Source organism: Janthinobacterium sp. GW823-FHT06H09 (assembly GCF_058794735.1).
Genome location: NZ_JBXAHC010000017.1, coordinates 1 through 16,613 on the forward strand (window position 1 = coordinate 1; position 16,613 = coordinate 16,613).

Annotated in this window: 10 protein-coding genes and 1 tRNA gene; 5 read left to right on the forward strand and 6 right to left on the reverse strand. The window is 59.7% G+C overall.

Annotation, left to right across the window (positions count from 1 at the left end):
- Positions 1 to 114 precede the first annotated feature (114 nt).
- Both AC1Q6X_RS23740 and AC1Q6X_RS23745 read right to left on the reverse strand, forming a co-directional pair.
- Positions 115 to 190, reverse strand: a tRNA-Val gene (locus AC1Q6X_RS23740).
- A 98-nt stretch (positions 191 to 288) separates the two neighbouring features.
- Positions 289 to 2,427 (reverse strand): S9 family peptidase, encoded by a 2,139-nt coding sequence (locus tag AC1Q6X_RS23745; protein WP_492498585.1) that lies wholly within the window; start codon positions 2,425 to 2,427, stop codon positions 289 to 291.
- Between the two features lie 162 nt (positions 2,428 to 2,589).
- Between AC1Q6X_RS23745 and dinB the strand changes: the two genes are divergently transcribed.
- Both dinB and AC1Q6X_RS23755 read left to right on the forward strand, forming a co-directional pair.
- Complete coding sequence (gene dinB, locus AC1Q6X_RS23750; protein ID WP_492498623.1) at positions 2,590 to 3,744, forward strand: DNA polymerase IV; 1,155 nt, start codon at positions 2,590 to 2,592, stop codon at positions 3,742 to 3,744.
- A gap of 118 nt (positions 3,745 to 3,862) precedes the next feature.
- The gene (locus AC1Q6X_RS23755; protein ID WP_034754435.1) at positions 3,863 to 4,759 is read left to right on the forward strand and encodes a recombination-associated protein RdgC; all 897 of its coding nucleotides are present in this window, start codon (positions 3,863 to 3,865) and stop codon (positions 4,757 to 4,759) included.
- A gap of 134 nt (positions 4,760 to 4,893) precedes the next feature.
- Here AC1Q6X_RS23755 and AC1Q6X_RS23760 read toward each other — a convergent pair whose 3' ends face one another.
- Complete coding sequence (locus tag AC1Q6X_RS23760; protein WP_070224810.1) at positions 4,894 to 7,617, reverse strand: TonB-dependent receptor; 2,724 nt, start codon at positions 7,615 to 7,617, stop codon at positions 4,894 to 4,896.
- Positions 7,618 to 8,141: 524 nt separating this feature from the next.
- On the reverse strand, positions 8,142 to 8,627 hold the full coding sequence (locus tag AC1Q6X_RS23765; RefSeq protein ID WP_034781194.1) for an asparaginase domain-containing protein: 486 nt from the start codon (positions 8,625 to 8,627) through the stop codon (positions 8,142 to 8,144).
- A gap of 178 nt (positions 8,628 to 8,805) precedes the next feature.
- Between AC1Q6X_RS23765 and AC1Q6X_RS23770 the strand changes: the two genes are divergently transcribed.
- Entirely contained in the window at positions 8,806 to 9,579 is a 774-nt protein-coding gene (locus tag AC1Q6X_RS23770) for an L-asparaginase (RefSeq protein WP_492498586.1), read from the forward strand.
- Here the strand turns inward: AC1Q6X_RS23770 and AC1Q6X_RS23775 are convergent.
- Positions 9,567 to 10,580: a D-2-hydroxyacid dehydrogenase family protein gene (locus AC1Q6X_RS23775; protein ID WP_492498587.1), complete on the reverse strand. Its 1,014-nt coding sequence runs from the start codon at positions 10,578 to 10,580 to the stop codon at positions 9,567 to 9,569. The two genes, AC1Q6X_RS23770 and AC1Q6X_RS23775, sit on opposite strands and share 13 nt — an antisense overlap.
- A gap of 357 nt (positions 10,581 to 10,937) precedes the next feature.
- Between AC1Q6X_RS23775 and AC1Q6X_RS23780 the strand changes: the two genes are divergently transcribed.
- Complete coding sequence (locus AC1Q6X_RS23780; protein WP_492498588.1) at positions 10,938 to 12,809, forward strand: phosphoenolpyruvate carboxykinase (GTP); 1,872 nt, start codon at positions 10,938 to 10,940, stop codon at positions 12,807 to 12,809.
- 149 nt (positions 12,810 to 12,958) lie between these two features.
- A complete protein-coding gene (locus tag AC1Q6X_RS23785) occupies positions 12,959 to 13,525 on the forward strand; it encodes a hypothetical protein (RefSeq protein ID WP_139143177.1) in 567 nt (188 codons plus the stop codon).
- Positions 13,526 to 13,592: 67 nt separating this feature from the next.
- On the opposite strand, the gene uvrA is transcribed toward AC1Q6X_RS23785, so the two are convergent.
- On the reverse strand, positions 13,593 to 16,442 hold the full coding sequence (gene uvrA, locus AC1Q6X_RS23790) for an excinuclease ABC subunit UvrA (RefSeq protein ID WP_492498589.1): 2,850 nt from the start codon (positions 16,440 to 16,442) through the stop codon (positions 13,593 to 13,595).
- Between the last annotated feature and the right edge of the window lie 171 nt (positions 16,443 to 16,613).

Below are 16,613 nucleotides of genomic sequence, written 5' to 3' on the forward strand. Positions count from 1 at the left end.
CTCGAACCCGCGACCCCCGACGTGACAGGCCGGTATTCTAACCAACTGAACTACCACTCCAAGCTCGTATGATCTGTATTGCTGATCCATGAAGCACTGGACAGTTTTCTGATTTGGTGGGTGCTGAGAGGCTCGAACTCCCGACCTACGCCTTGTAAGGGCGCCGCTCTACCAACTGAGCTAAGCACCCGTTGCTTGTCTCAGAAAACCATCCCGACGTTTGTCACCACGTCTGGAAGAGGCGCTATTATAGGACGGCTAAAATCCTTCTGCAAGCGCTTTTTCACATTATTGCGTGATGTTCCACTGCGACAGCATCCACGCCATGTTGAAGGCGTTTTCGGCAATGGCGTTGTAGCGGCCCGAAGCGCCGCCGTGGCCGGCGCCCATATTCGTTTTCAGCAGCAATGGATTGCCGTCCGTCTTGTACGCGCGCAGCTTGGCCACGTATTTTGCCGGTTCCCAGTACATGACCTGGCTGTCGTTCAGGCCCGTCGTCACCAGCATGGCGGGATAATTCTTGCGCGCAATGTTGTCGTAAGGCGAGTAGCTGAGCATGTAGTCGTAGGCCGCCTTCTGGTTCGGGTCGCCCCATTCCAGGTACTCTCCCGTCGTCAGGGGCAGGCTGGCGTCCATCATGGTGTTCATCACGTCGACGAATGGTACGGCCGCGTGCACGGCGTGGAACAGCTCGGGACGCATGTTGACGACGGCGCCCATCAGCAAGCCGCCTGCGCTGCCGCCCTGGATGATCAGGCGGTTCGGGCTGGTCCATTTTTCGCGCACCAGGTAGTCGGCGCTGTCGATGAAGTCATGGAAGGTGTTTTTCTTCTTCATCAGCATGCCGTCTTCATGCCACGCTTCGCCCATGTCGGTGCCGCCGCGGATATGCGCTTGCGCATAGATGACGCCGCGCTCCAGCAGGCTGATGCGACTGATGGAGAAAGTGGCTTCCGTGGAAATGCCATACGAGCCATACGAGTACAGCAGCAGCGGCGCGGAACCGTCGAGCTTGACGCCTTTCTTGTAGACGACCCACAGCGGCACTTGCACGCCATCGCGCGCTGTCACCCACAGGCGCTGCGTGGTGTAGCGGCTGCCGTCAAAGCCGCCGGCGATTTCCTGCTGCTTCAGTACCGTGCGCTGGCCATCCTTCATGCTGACATCGATGATGGTGGGCGGCGTGACGGGCGACTGGTACGACATGCGAAATTGCGTGGCGGAAAATTCCGGCGTACCGACGGACGTGGCCAGGTAGACGGGGTCGTCGAACTGCACGGTCTTCCAGTTCTTGTGCGCAAAATCATGGATGCGCGCGCGGTTCAGGGCGCGCGCCTTTTCCATCACCACCAGATAGCCCTGGAAGACGTCGATGGACTGGATCACGGCATCCTTGTTGTGCGGCACGACGGGTTTCCAGTGTTTCGGCTGCGGGGTGCTCAATGGCGCGCTGACGACGCGGAAATTCTTCGCATCCTTGTTGGTCAGGATGTACAGCTGGCCGTCGCGGTGTTCGACGACGTAGCGGTGGCCTTTTTCGCGTTTCAGTACGCTCTGGAAACTGCCTTGCGGCTTGTTCGTTGGCAACAGCAGCACTTCGCTCGTATCCGTGCTGCGCGCCGTGAGCACAAAGTAGCGCTGGTCGCGCGTGCGGCTCACGCCGATGGCGAATTGCTCTACCGGCTCGTGATAGACCTGCTGCGGCATGCCGCCCAAGGCCAGGCGGAACAAGCGGTCAGCGCGCTTGGTGGTGGCGTCTTCCTGCGTCAGCATCAGGGTGGCGTTGTCGGCCGCCCAGGCCAGGGATGTGACGCGCGGCATGCTGTCGCCCAGCAACTTGCCTGTCTTCAAATCCTTGACATGCAGCGCGTACTGGCGGAAACCCGTCGTGTCGGTGGTGTAGGCCAGCAATTGTTCGTTCGGGCTGATGGCAAACGCGCGCACGGCAAAAAATTTGTGGCCTTCGGCCAGTTGATTCTGATCCAGCAAGATTTCTTCAAGCGCCTGCGCATCGTAGGCGCCGCTGGTGCCGACGGGGCGGCGGCAGTGAATCGGATACTGCTTGCCCGCTTCCGTGCGCGTGTAATAGTAGAAATTGCCCTGGCGCGCAGGCACGGACAGGTCCACTTCCTGCATGCGTCCCTTGATTTCCGCAGTCAGCTTGTCGGCCAGCGGCTGGATCGGGGCCGTGACGGCCGCCGTATAGGCGTTTTCCGCATTCAGGTAGTCGATCACGGCAGGATCGGTCTTCTTTTGCAGCCAGCGGTAGTCGTCCGTAACCACGGTGCCGTGGCGCGTTTTCTGCCAGGCCGTCTTGGCGGCGATGGGTGCGGTGGCGTCGGCGGCCTGCGCGGATGGCGCCAGCGTGGACAGCAGGATGGATGAGCAGACGGCCAGGCGGCGCAAAGCTTGATGTGCTGTAGACAAGGCAACTCCTTTTATAGTCGTGTCAGGATTGTAATCTTGCTATTGAGAAAAGCAACTGCGGAGCGCGTGCGTTTCAACTTGCATCCATGGGCATTTCCAGCGATACTGTATATAACTACAGTATCCCGCCGCGAGGTGTCCTTGACCACATCTGCCCCTACATTGCCTGAACCGCGCCGCTGGATAGCCCATCTGGACATGGATGCCTTTTTCGCCTCCGTGGAACTGTTGAAATATCCGGAATTGCGCGGCGAAGCCGTCGTCATCGGCGGCGGACGCTTGCAGCAACCCCTGTTGCAGGAAGACGGCACGCGGCAATTCGCGCGCATGCGCGACTACGTGGGGCGCGGCGTCGTCACCACGTCGACCTATGCGGCGCGCAAGTTTGGCGTGTTTTCCGCCATGGGCATCATGAAGGCGGCGAAACTGGCGCCCGACAGCATCCTGCTGCCGGCCGATTTCGAGGCTTACCGCGAGTATTCGGCCCGCTTCAAGCAGGCAGTGGCCCAGCTGTGCCCCATCATCCAGAACGTGGGCATCGATGAAATCTATGTCGACCTGACCGAATACGGCGAGCAGGCACCGGCCATGGCGGCGCGCCTGAAGGCGGCCGTGTTCGAGGCGACGGGCCTGTCGTGCTCGATCGGCCTGGCGCCGAACAAATTGCTGGCAAAAATCTGTTCCGACCTGGAAAAACCCGACGGGCTCACCATTTTGTCGCCCGAGGATGTGGAAACGCGCGTGTGGCCCTTGCCGGCGAAAAAGATCAATGGCATCGGCCCGAAAGCCACGGCCAAGCTGGAAGCGCTGGGCATTATCACCATCGGCGAGCTGGCGCAAGCCGACATGGCCATGCTGCGCACGCAGTTCGGCGACCTGTACACGGGCTGGCTGCGCCAGGCGGCGCTGGGCATCGATGAGCGGCCCGTGCAGACGAGCCGGGAAACCAAGTCCGTCAGCCGCGAAACGACGTTCGAGCGCGACTTGCAGGTGGTGCGCGACCGCGCCACGCTGTCGGAAAAGCTGGAAAGCCTTTGCACGCGCGTGGCGGGCGACCTCGACAAGCAGTCGCTGGCGGGGCGCACGGTGGGCATCAAGCTGCGCTTCGAGGATTTCAGCACGGTCACGCGCGACATCACCCTGCCCAGTGCCACGGCGGACGCCGCCGCCATCCTGCGCGCCAGCCGCGACTGCTTGCGGCGCGTGCCATTTGACAAGAAAATCCGCCTGCTGGGCGTGCGCATCTCGACCTTGTCCGATCCGGCCGTCATGACGCGGCAGGCGCCAGCCCAGGCGGAGCTGTTTCCCGCCCTGTAGCGACATTCCCCATGCATCAACAACACCGCGCCAGTCCGCGCTTTTGACGGCATTCCCGTGTCGAAAGTGTAGAATGGCGTTCCCCTGGCACTACTGAAACAAACGGAAGACAAAAACTATGTGGTTCAAGAATCTTCAGATTTACCGCCTGCCCGCACCGTGGGCTTACACGCCAGAACAACTGGAAGAGGCCTTGTCCTCGAACAAATTTACGCCGGCGACCAGCATGGATCTGATGCGCCAGGGCTGGGATACGCCACGCCCGAACGGCGGCCTGGTCCACGTGGTCAACAAGCAAATGCTGATCTTGCTGGGCACGGAAAAGAAACTGCTGCCAGCCACCGTCATCAACCAGGTGGCCAAGGCCCGCGCCGCCGAGATGGAAGAAGCGCAAGGCTTTGCGCCTGGTAAAAAGGCCATGAAGGAATTGAAGGAACGCGTGGCCGACGAGCTGCTGCCGCGCGCCTTCAGCATCCGCAGCAACGTCTGGACGTGGATCGACCCCGTCAATGGCTGGCTGGTGGTCGATGCCGCCAGCCCGGCGAAGGCCGATGAAGTCATCAAGCTGCTGCTCAAAGCCGTCGACAAACTGCCGCTCGAAAGCCTGCGCGTGCAGCGCTCGCCCGTGGCGGTGATGACGGAGTGGCTGCAGGCGGACGACGCGCCGGCCGGCTTCACGGTCGACATGGATACGGAATTGCGCGCCACGGGCGAGAGCAAGGCTACCGTGCGCTACGTGCGCCACACCTTGGAAGCGGACGATGTGCGCCGCCACATCGCGGCCGGCAAGCAGTGCACGCGCCTGGCCATGACGTGGAACGACAAGATCTCGTTCGTGCTGACGGAGTCCTTGGCCATCAAGAGCGTCAAGCCGCTCGACGTGATCAAGGAAACGGAATCGAGCACGAAGAACGACGAAGAGCGTTTCGACGGCGACGTGATGCTGATGACGGGCGAGCTCTCCAAGCTGATGGCCGACGTGGTCGAAGCATTGGGCGGTGAAGCGACTGCATAAAAGCAGTTGTGCAGGTACGGAAAAGGAGCTGAGGCTCCTTTTTTTTCGCCTGTGCAATTTGCGGGCGCATAAAAAAAGCGCCTTGCACGGTGAAGTGCAAGGCGCTTTCGGACAAGCTAATTCAACACGTCAAATTAGAACTTGTAGTTGCCGGTGACGTAGAACGAACGCATCATCGGATCGGCGTAGCGTGGGTCGAAACCGATCTGGTGGCCCGACGAAGCGCGCAGCGACAGCGGCGGTGCACGGTCGAACAGGTTTTTGATGCCTGCGCGGATCGTGGTTTGCTTGTCAAAGGCGAAACGTGCTTGCCAGTCGAACGTCGTGTACGACGGTACTTGCAGGCGGAAGTTTTTCTCTTCTTTTTGGGTCGCCAGGTTGTACACGGTAGCGGGAGCATCGGTGTAGCCGTTACGGTAGTTAACCGTGACCGTGTTGCTCAGGCGGCCCGTATCGAGGGTCGTCGTCAGCTTCATCAGGTTGCGGAACGTGACTTCGTTGGTGTCGCCGAAGAAGTTCATGTTGCTGGTGAACACATTGTCGCTACCGGCTTTGGTGTAGTTGGCGTGCAACATGTGCGTACCGCTCAATTGGGCGGTCAGCTTGCCGAAAGAAAACTTGTGGTTGGCCGACAGATCCCAGTCGATACCACGGTATTCCTTCTTGCCGATGTTGACCGACAGTTTCTTGAACGCGTAGTAAGCGATGCCGGTCGATGGCTCGATGTATTCACCGAAGCTCGATGCATACTTGACCGGATCGGCAAATGCTTGCTCTTCGGATACTTCCGACACGGCATTGCGCAATTTCACATCCCACAGGTCGGCGCCGAACGAGAATGCCGAGCTAGGCTCGACACGGAAGCCCAGGGTGAACTGCTTCGATTTTTCCGATTGCAGATCCGGGTTGCCTTGCGATACCGCGTTGTATTGCGTTGCTTCCGCGCGGCACAGTGCGTTACCTGGGTATGGGCAGTCAAATTTCTTGGCGGTAAAGCCGGCGTTGACCAGTGGCTGAGCGATGTCCAGCATGCTTGGCGCCTTGAAGCCCGTGCCGTAGGAACCGCGGATCAGCACGGTCTGTACCGGCTGCCAGCGTGCCGATACCTTGTAGGTATTGGCGCTGTCTTTTTTGCCGACAGTTTTGTTGTTCAGCTTGTCATCGATCGCCTTGACAGCATCGTAACGGCCGCCGACGGTCATTTCGAACGACTTGGTCAGCGGTGCCAGCAACTCGACGAAGGCGCCGTAGGTGTCGCGGCTCATGTCGTAGGCTGGCTTGGTGTTGAAGCTGTAGATGTCGTCGCCGGTGGCGCCTGGCGATTGCTCATACGTATAGGTGCGGTAGTCGCCGCCGATACCGAGGCTGGCCTTGCCGCCTGGCAGGCTGAACAATTCACGCGAGCCGTGCGTGTCGATGCCGCGCATCGTGGTCGATGCGGTGCGCACGGAGCCGACGAATTGCGCGCCAGCGACCTGTGCTTGCACGGATGGCTTTTGTGTCGCAGCAAAAGGATTGAAGTCCGGATTGGCCAGGATATTCTTGAATTCCTGGCTCTTCTGGTAACCGCCCGTGTAGCGCTCGTCGATCGAGTTTTGCGACCAGGTCAGGCCGCTTTCGAAGTTCCACGCGCCCAGTTCGCCTTCCACACCGACGACCATGTGTTTGGTTTCGGTGATGGTGTTGCTGGCACGCAGGCCGAAGTCGGTGCTGCGGTAGTTGGCCGTCACGGATTTGACGTCGGCACGTTGCGCTGGCGTCAGGTAGGGCGACACATAGGTGTTGTACAGCGCGCTGTCCTTGGCGATTGCGATCGGGATCGGATTGGCGGCGATACGCGCCGTCAGGTCGTAGCGCGAGTAGGCCAGTTCGGCGAATGCATTCAGGTTGTCGTTCAGCTTGTACGTCGCTTTGGAGAACAGGCTGTCGCGTTTCGATTGCGGTACGATTTCCACGGTGGAACCCGTGTCGAAGCCGCAAGCGCGTGCATTGGCGGTGGTGACGTCGAAACCTTCAGGGCAATTGCCATTTTTAGCCAGGTAAGGCGAAAACGCGGTCGATGGCGCACCGCTCTTGTAGGCAACCGTGGCGCCTGCTGGCGAAGCCGATGTGCTGGTGCGGTCCCAGATGTAGTTATTGCCGTTGCGGCTGAACGGCACGTACGAGGTAGCGGCGAACGTGCGGTCGGTGGCGCGCAGTTTCGATTGCTCGTCATGGCGGTACGACAACAGCACGTTGAAACGGTCTTCGTCCAGGTCGCCGAAACCGTAGGTGACGCTGGTGTTCCAGGCGTTGCCGCCCTTGTCTTCCGGACCGCCGTAGGTGGCTTCCAGGGTGGCGCCTTGCTGGTTTTTCTTCAGGATGAAGTTCAGTACGCCGGCGATGGCGTCCGAGCCGTACAGTGCCGAAGCGCCGTCGGTCAGGATTTCGACGCGTTCAACGGCGCTCATCGGGATGGCGTTCAGGTTGACCGTGGTGCCGGAACCTTGTGGCGCGATGCGGCGGCCGTTCAACAGCACCAGGGTGTAGGTTTCGCCGATACCGTGCAGCGAAGCACTGGTATTGCCGCCCGAGTCGGAACCGGCGGCGACGGCGCCGATGGTGAAGCCTTGCATCGCCGGCAGGGCCTGGATCAGGTCGGCAACCGAAGTGGCGCCCGATTTGGCGATCGCTTCTTGCGACAGGCGCTGTACAGGCAAGGCGCCTTCGACAGCGATACGCTTGATGCTCGAACCGGTAATTTCAACTTTTTGAATTGCTTCGTCCGCCATGGATTGGCCGGAGAACAAAACGCTGCCTGCCAGGACGGTCAGGGCCAGGCGTACGCTGCGTACGCCAATCTTTTCTTTAAATGCCATTGTAACAATTACTCCGTAGTAGTTTTAATAACGACAAGCAGTACACGAGCACCGTTCTGGTCATCGGGTAGATGCCCAGCGGTGCTCGTGTACGGTAGGCGGAACCACGTCGGTGGGAGGTGGAAGACTACTTAGCGCAATATTGTTATAAATGCACTTTTGACTTGTCGAGGCAAACATTATGTCGTCTCAGCAAGAAAAAATGCACCTCAACCGTGTCGGATTTGGCAATAAATTCGAGATACTGAAGAATATTTGATTTAAATGTTAAATATAGATTTTATATTTATAAATATCTGCGTTTTTAAAAATGATCAATGGCGTTTTTTTGCAACATAAAATTATTGTATTGGCAATTCGATGTTTTACCAGCAATAATTAGATGAAAAATGTTGTATTGCAGAATTTATGCAGCGTAAAAAAATGTAAAAAAAGCCCGCTGAAAGCGGGCGGGTCGAATTGTGACAGAGTGTCGGTCAGGCCGTTTGCTGGTCTGCTTGTTGCACCCTGTCCTGTGCCATCGCTTACAAGGGCTGGAACACCCCGGCGGCGCGGTTCTTTTGCACATTGTCCCATGCAAATATCTGGCCATTCATGGCCACGTAGACGCCGGCTGGCAAGGTTTGCGCCACGCCGCAGGCAAAGCCCAGATTGAACAGGGCATCGGAGTTGTCGATTTCGTAGGGAATCATGGCGCCCGTCAAAATGACCGTTTGCTGCAGGTTCGCCGCGCCCAGCACTTGCGCCGTTTCGCGCATGGTGTCGGTGCCGTGGATGATGACGATGGCTTTTTCTTGTGCCGCGCGGCACGAGGCGAGCACGCGCTGGCGGTCCGCATCCTGCATGTCGAGCGAGTCCAGCAGTGGCAATTGCTCCAGCGCCACGGGCGCCGTCATGCGCGCGCGGGCAATCGCTGCCGGCAAATGACTGTCGGAAAAGCCCAGGGTACCGTTCAATTCGTTGTAGTGCTTGTCGAAAGTGCCGCCGGTGGCGAGTATGCGCAATGTCATGATGTGGTCACGATGTCAGTGGAGAATGACGCGCATGATATCGTGGATTGCCGCCCTTGCGTGAATGACGCTGCGGATGGGACGGCGTGCTTGCCGCCTGCGCTTGCGCCGCATCTGGAAAATTTGGCCATCTGTGAGTACACTGGTTTCTTTGTTTGCCAGCCACCCCCGACTCCGTATGAAAGCGCTCGCTCCCGGCACCGTCATTTTTCACCGCCACCGCGGTTACGGGGTGATCACGTCCGTCAATTTGCTGACGGGCTGGATCGCCGCCCGTTTCGGCAGCGAAGCGCGGACCCTGGACCTGAACCTGTCGACCGACGACGTGCAGTTTGCCGATGGCGAAGCGATCCTGTTTCGCCGCGCGCCGCCCGACCGCATGCCGCATGCGCGCCTGATGGCCATGGTGCGCGCACTGCACCAGGCCGGCTATCAAAAACTGTATCTGTATTCCTGGCCCAAGCCATCCGGGCTGCACTGGCGCTGGCATTTGTTTACGGGGCCGCGCGACTGGATGCAGCGTCCCTGGCGCGAAGGCTGGTATGGCTCGGGCGCCGATTACAACGTCAATCCCGTGATGGGCTGGGGAGACTCTCCCGGCGCTTCCACTGGCGAGTTGATCGATGCCCTGGCCCGTTTTGATCCGCAAGGCCTGGCACAGGCGCTGGGGCGCGACGACGACCATAGCGAGTGGTTTGGCCGCGTCTGCGATGCATTATTACCCCATTATATGTACAGCCTGGACATGCAGCGCGCGCCAGGCGAGCCCTTGCAAGACATGCCGCCCGTGCCGGTGGTCGCCGTGCGCGCCGGCGTGGCTCCGTACAGTGGACCTGACATCGCCTGGCCGCCCGGCTGGACCGGCCTGTGGCGCGGCCGGCACGTGCTGTCCGCGCCCGCCATCCGCATCACGGGCGAGCCCGACCTGATCAAGGGCTTTCAGCGCTCTTGAGGGGCTTGGCGCGCATGCTGCAATGCTTCGGGATTGAGCAGGCGCGTGCATTGATGCTGCGTAAAATCGACGATGTTTTGCAAGGCGTAGCGGAAATACAGCTCATAGCTGTCACGCTCGACGTAGCCCAGGTGTGGCGTGGCCAGTACGTTCGGCAGCAGCAGTAGCGGCGAGCCTGGCGGCAGCGGCTCGTCCGTAAACACGTCGAGCGCGGCGGCGCCCGGATGCCCTTGTGGCAACGCCGCTTCCAGCGCGCCCTCGGCCACCAGTTCGGCGCGGCTCGTGTTGACGAACAGGGACGTCGGCTTCATGCGCGCCAGATCCTCGCTTGTGACCAGGCCGCGTGTCTTGTCGGACAGGCGCAGATGCAAGCTCAGCACGTCGGCCTGTTCAAAGAAGGCCGCGCGCGATTCTGCCGCCGTATCACCGGCCGCCACGGCCGCTGCGCGGCTTGCTTCGCTGCCCCACACGAGGATGGTCATGCCGAAGGCGCGGCCATAGCCGGCGATCAATTGGCCGATCTTGCCGTAGCCCCAGATCGCCAGGGTGCGCCCTTTCAATACCGTACCGAGCGTGTTGTGCTTTGGCTCCAGCGACGACGTCTGCCACAGCCCCTCCTGCAAATGTTGCGCGTACGGCACGATCTTGCGCTGCGCCGCCATGATCAGCGCCCACGTCAGTTCGGCCGGCGCCGTGGGCGAGCCGATGCCTTCCGCGATGGCGATGCCCAGCTCGGTGGCGGCCGCCACATCGATGTGTCCGCTGACCTTGCCCGTTTGCGAAATCAGTTTCAGGTTCGGCAGTTTCGACAGCAAGGCACGGTTGAAACTGCTGCGTTCGCGGATCAGCACCAGCGCGTCGAACGGCGCCAGGCGGATCGCCAGCTGGCCCAGGCCCCGCGCCGTATTGCTGAACACTTTGACCTCGTGGCCGTCGAGCAATTTGAAACAATCGAGGCCGCGCACGGCATCCTGGTAATCATCGAGTATGGCAATTTTCATGGTGGATGGCCGATTTTAGTAAGGATTTGGTAGGGAAATAACAGGATACGGGAAATGCTGAATAGCCTACTACATTAGTCAAGCTATTCTCCTACATTTTTGCGAGAATAGCCGTTACGCGGGTGTACAATCGCCGGCACTTTTGAAGCTTCGTGATTATAGTGATAGCGCAAACTGTTCCTGCAGCCCGGGAGCATGATCCAGGTAAATGCCGCTGGCGCGAACGCCGCGGCGGACACGACACCAGAGCCCTGCCCGTGTGAACACACCGCCCGCAGTGAGCCGCAGCCACCTCTCAACGATGCTGCCTGTCTTGCCGGAACGACCAGAATTTCTTTTATTGGTATTGGAGGTAATATGAATCAGCCCGTCATGGGTGGCGTCGCCGCACTCAACGTCCCAGCTTATATTAAACAACAGAAACTGATCAACTGGGTGGCCGACATTGCCGCGCTGACCAAGCCAGACCGCATCTACTGGTGCGATGGTTCGCAGGAAGAGTACGAGCGCCTGTGCGCCGAGATGGTTGCCAGCGGCACCATGAAAAAACTCAATGCCGACAAGCGCCCGAATTCCTACCTGGCCTGCTCCGATCCGAGCGATGTGGCCCGCGTCGAAGACCGCACGTATATTTGCTCGGCAACGAAAGAAGCGGCCGGCCCGACGAATAACTGGACCGAGCCTGGCGAAATGCGCCACACCCTGAATGGCCTGTTCGACGGCTGCATGCGCGGCCGCACCATGTACGTCGTGCCATTCTCGATGGGCCCGCTGGGTTCGCCGATCGCCCACATCGGCGTGGAACTGTCCGATTCGCCGTATGTCGCCGTCAACATGAAGATCATGACCCGCATGGGCCGTGCCGTGTACGACGTGCTGGGCACCGATGGCGAATTCGTGCCGTGCGTGCACAGCGTGGGCGCGCCGCTGGCGGCCGGCCAGCAAGACGTGAAATGGCCGTGCAACAGCACCAAGTACATCGTGCATTTCCCGGAAACGCGCGAAATCTGGTCCTTCGGTTCCGGCTACGGCGGCAACGCCTTGCTGGGCAAGAAATGTTTCGCCCTGCGCATCGCCTCGAACATGGGCTACCAGGAAGCGCAAGCATCGGACAACAACCCGGGCTGGCTGGCCGAACACATGCTGATCCTCGGCGTGGAATCACCGGAAGGCAAGAAGCATTATGTGGCGGCAGCGTTCCCGTCGGCTTGCGGCAAGACCAACTTCGCCATGCTGATCCCGCCGGCAAGTTTTAATGGCTGGAAAGTGACCACCATCGGCGACGATATCGCCTGGATCAAGCCGGGCGCCGATGGCCGCTTATATGCGATCAACCCGGAAGCGGGCTACTTCGGCGTGGCGCCGGGCACCAACGAAAAAACCAATTACAACTGCATGGCCTCCATGCGCGACAACACGATTTTCACCAACGTGGCGCTGACGGACGACGGCGACGTGTGGTGGGAAGGCTTGACCAAGGAAGCGCCTAGCCACCTGATCGACTGGCAGGGCAAGGACTGGACGCCGGCGTCCGGCACCAAGGCCGCGCACCCGAACGCACGCTTCACGGTTGCGGCAACGCAAAATCCCGTGATCGACGCGGCCTGGGACGATCCGGCCGGCGTGCCGATCTCCGCCTTCATCTTCGGCGGCCGCCGCTCGACCACCGTGCCGCTCGTCACCGAAGCACGCAACTGGGTCGAAGGCGTGTACATGGCCGCCACCATGGGTTCGGAAACGACGGCTGCAGCCGTGGGCCAGATGGGCATCGTGCGCCGCGATCCGTTTGCCATGTTGCCGTTTATCGGCTATAACATGAGTGATTACTTCCAGCACTGGCTGGACATGGGCGTCAAGGTGGGCAAAGTCAACGCGTCGGCCCTGCCGAAGATCTACTGCGTCAACTGGTTCCGCACGGACGAGGCAGGCAAGTTCGTCTGGCCTGGCTTTGGCGACAACATGCGCGTGCTGAAATGGATGCTTGAGCGCATCGAAGGCAAGGCGGGCGGCGTGGAAAACCTGTTCGGCACGACACCGCAGTATGGCGATCTGAACTGGGATGGCTTGCCATTCACGCAACAACAATTCGACACCATCACCTCGATCGACAAGGCCGCGTGGGTGGAAGAATTGAAATTGCATACGGAATTGTTTGAAAAACTCGCGTATCATCTGCCGCAAGAATTGGCAGATCACAAGGCGGCGCTGGAAAAGCGTCTGGCTGAGTAAGCGTTTAGTAGTGGGGGAGAAACACGCCGGCAAAGACTGGCGTGCGATAAACGACACGCCGGCAATGACTGGGGTGCTATCAAAAGAGAAACGGCGCGGATTGCATGAGCAATCCGCGCCGTTTTTTATTGCCGGTATAATATTTCTATATGGAAATTATTGCTGTCATGCCTGCCCAAAAAATGAAAAACACGCTCATCATTATTAGTACCTTGGCTGCCTGCCTGCTCGGCAGCGGCGCTCATGCCGACCACCGCCAGGATTGTGAAAGTGCGGACTATGCCAAGCGATATGACGACACATTTGCTGCAGGCATGAAGAACAATGTCGAGCGCCTCAGGCAGCAGCAGGCCGGACATCAAAAAAAGCTGGACGGCATGGTGGCTGCCTTGAAACAACGCGGCGTGTGGTCGGACGACGACTCCGTGACGTTCTTTACGAATATCTGGGCGGATGAGAGCGGGAAGGCTGTGGAGGCTGGCCGGAAGAAGGCGACCGAGCGATGGAAGATTCAAGTGCTGACGGTACAGTCCTGGGATGCCACCATGAGCGACCACCCAGCGCAGAAGACGCGCGGCATGTGTTTGCTTGCTCCCCGTGTACTTGATGAGGCCATTGTCTTTTATGATGCGCTGGAAAAGGTCTGGAGCTATATGGAAATGAAAGTTGCGGAAGTAGCCAAGGACAAAAACGTGACCCTGCCGGCATTGCCGTAGACTCGGGAATAAAAAACGGCGCGGATTGCATGAGCAATCCGCGCCGTTTTTTATTGCGCTGCTGTTGTTACTGCTTGAGCAGCGGTCCCAGGTACTTGCCTGTCACGCTGGCAGGATTGACGGCCACGTCTTCCGGCGTGCCGCTGGCGATGATCTGCCCGCCGCCGGCGCCGCCTTCGGGACCCAGGTCGACGATCCAGTCGGCCGTCTTGATGACGTCCAGGTTGTGCTCGATGATGACGAGCGTGTTGCCCTGGTCGCGCAGGCGGTGGATGACTTTCAGCAGCAAGTCGATGTCGTGGAAGTGCAGGCCCGTCGTCGGTTCATCGAGGATGTACAGGGTGCGGCCCGTGTCGCGCTTGGACAGTTCCAGCGACAATTTCACACGCTGCGCCTCGCCGCCGGACAGGGTGGTAGCGCTCTGGCCCAGCTTGATGTAGCCGAGGCCCACGTCGAGCAGGGTTTGCAGCTTGCGTGCGATCAAGGGCACGGGCTTGAAGAATTCATGCGCCTCTTCCACCGTCATGCCCAGCACTTCCGTGATGTTCTTGCCCTTGTAGTGCACTTCCAGCGTTTCGCGGTTGTAGCGCTTGCCGTGGCACACGTCGCACGGCACGTAGACGTCGGGCAGGAAGTGCATCTCGACCTTGATCACGCCATCGCCCTGGCACGCTTCGCAGCGTCCGCCCTTCACGTTGAACGAGAAGCGGCCCGCGCTGTAGCCGCGTTCCTTGGCCGTCGGCACGGTGGAGAACAAATCGCGGATCGGCGTAAACAAGCCGGTGTACGTGGCGGGATTCGAGCGCGGCGTGCGGCCGATCGGCGCTTGGTCGACGGAAATGACCTTGTCGAAGTGTTCCAGGCCGCTGATCGATTCGTGCGGTGCCGGTTCCGTCTGCGAACCGTACAGATGGCGCGACAGGGCCGGATACAGGGTATCGTTGACCAGCGACGATTTGCCCGAGCCGGACACGCCCGTCACGCACGTCATCAAGCCCACCGGCAAGCTCAGCGAGACCTTTTTGAGGTTGTTGCCCGTCGCACCAGTAATCACCAGCTGCTTTTCCGGGTTGCTCGCATGGCGCTTGGCGGGCACGGCGATCTTCAGCTTGCCGTTCAGGTACTGCGCCGTCAGCGATTTCTTGTTTTTCAGGATGTCTTGCAGGGTGCCTTCGGCGATGATCTCGCCGCCGTGCACGCCCGCGCCGATACCCATGTCGACGATGTAGTCGGCCGTGCGGATGGCGTCTTCGTCATGCTCGACCACCAGCACGCTGTTGCCGATGTCGCGCAAGTGTTTCAAGGTTTCGATCAGGCGGTCATTATCGCGCTGGTGCAAGCCGATCGACGGCTCATCGAGCACATACATGACACCTGTCAAACCGGAGCCGATTTGCGACGCGAGGCGGATGCGTTGTGCTTCGCCGCCGGACAACGTATCGGCGCTGCGGTCCAGGGACAGGTAGTCGAGGCCCACGTTGTTGAGGAATTTCAGGCGCGAAATAATTTCCTTGACCACCCGGTCGGCGATCTCTTTCTTGGCGCCCGTCAGTTTCAGTTTTTCAAAGAATTCCAGGGTCTCGCGCAGCGGTTTTCCCGCCACTTCATAAATGGCGCGCTGCTGCTTGCCGGTGCCGACCTTGACGAAGCGCGCTTCCACGCGCAGGCGCGCCCCATCGCAGGACGGGCAGCATTTTTCATTGATAAACTTGGCCAATTCTTCCTTGACGGCCATCGAGTCCGTCTCGCGGTAGCGGCGCTGCAAATTATTGACCACGCCTTCGAACGTGTGTTCCTTGATGACGGTGCGGCCCCGTTCGTTGACATAGCTAAACGGAATCACTTGCTTGCCGGAACCGTACAGCACGGCTTGCTGTGAATTCAAGTCCAGCTGCTCGAACGGCATGTCCAGGTCGAACTCGTAATACGCGGCCAGGTTCGACAGCATCTGGAAGTAAAACTGGTTGCGGCGGTCCCAGCCCTTGACGGCGCCCGAGGCCAGCGACAGGTTCGGGAACGCGACGATGCGTTTCGGGTCAAAGAATTCAATATGTCCCAGGCCGTCGCATTCGGGGCAGGCGCCCATGGGGTTGTTGAACGAGAACAGACGCGGTTCCAGTTCCTGCAGGGAATAGCCACACACATTGCAGGCGAACTTGTTTGAGTACACGTGTTCCTGAGCGGTATCCATTTCGTAGGCAATGGCGCGGCCATCGGCCAGGCGCAGGGCCGTCTCGAAACTTTCCGCCAGGCGTTGCTTGATCTCCTGGTTCACCTTGACCCGGTCGATGACGACGTCGATCGTGTGTTTTTCCGTTTTCTTTAATTTCGGGAGGTCATCGACTTCATAGATCTTGGCCGCATGCGTGCCGCTCTGCACGCGGAAGCGCACGAAGCCCTGCGCCTGCATCTGCTCGAACAGATCCACGTGCTCGCCCTTGCGGTTGGCGACGACGGGCGCCAGTATCATCAGCTTGGTGTCTTCCGGCATGGCCAGCACGGCATCGACCATTTGCGATACGGACTGGGCGGCCAGTGCGTTTTCCGGATGATCGGGGCAGTAGGGCGTGCCCACGCGCGCATACAGCAGGCGCAGATAATCGTGGATTTCCGTCACGGTGCCCACCGTCGAGCGCGGGTTGTGCGACGTTGCCTTCTGTTCGATGGAGATGGCGGGGGATAGCCCCTCGATCAGGTCGACATCGGGCTTTTCCATCAATTGCAGGAACTGGCGCGCGTAGGCCGACAGCGATTCGACATAGCGGCGCTGGCCTTCCGCGTACAGGGTATCGAAGGCCAGCGAAGACTTGCCGGAGCCGGATAAGCCGGTAATCACGATCAGCTTATTGCGCGGCAAATCGAGATTGATATTCTTGAGGTTATGCGTGCGAGCGCCGCGAATGCGGATCTGTTCCATGTGATTGCCTTGCTTTCAGTGAGTGGTGCGGCCGGCGCATTGTGCCTGGGTGCAGATGAGGAGCCACAACGGGTCAACCTGTAACTATAGCCGGGTTTTGCTCTGCATGCCTGAGGCGTCCATGGGCGGATTGCGCCGCCGGGCGAACGTGCCCTGACAAAGTTTGATGCA

Coding starts and splice junctions, on each gene's coding strand:
- AC1Q6X_RS23770 (WP_492498586.1), top strand. CDS start 8,806: ATGAAAGCGCTCGCTCCCGGCACCGTCATTTTTCACCGCCACCGCGGT.
- AC1Q6X_RS23780 (WP_492498588.1), top strand. CDS start 10,938: ATGAATCAGCCCGTCATGGGTGGCGTCGCCGCACTCAACGTCCCAGCT.
- AC1Q6X_RS23760 (WP_070224810.1), bottom strand. CDS start 7,617: ATGGCATTTAAAGAAAAGATTGGCGTACGCAGCGTACGCCTGGCCCTG.
- uvrA (WP_492498589.1), bottom strand. CDS start 16,442: ATGGAACAGATCCGCATTCGCGGCGCTCGCACGCATAACCTCAAGAAT.
- AC1Q6X_RS23775 (WP_492498587.1), bottom strand. CDS start 10,580: ATGAAAATTGCCATACTCGATGATTACCAGGATGCCGTGCGCGGCCTC.
- AC1Q6X_RS23785 (WP_139143177.1), top strand. CDS start 12,959: ATGGAAATTATTGCTGTCATGCCTGCCCAAAAAATGAAAAACACGCTC.
- AC1Q6X_RS23755 (WP_034754435.1), top strand. CDS start 3,863: ATGTGGTTCAAGAATCTTCAGATTTACCGCCTGCCCGCACCGTGGGCT.
- AC1Q6X_RS23765 (WP_034781194.1), bottom strand. CDS start 8,627: ATGACATTGCGCATACTCGCCACCGGCGGCACTTTCGACAAGCACTAC.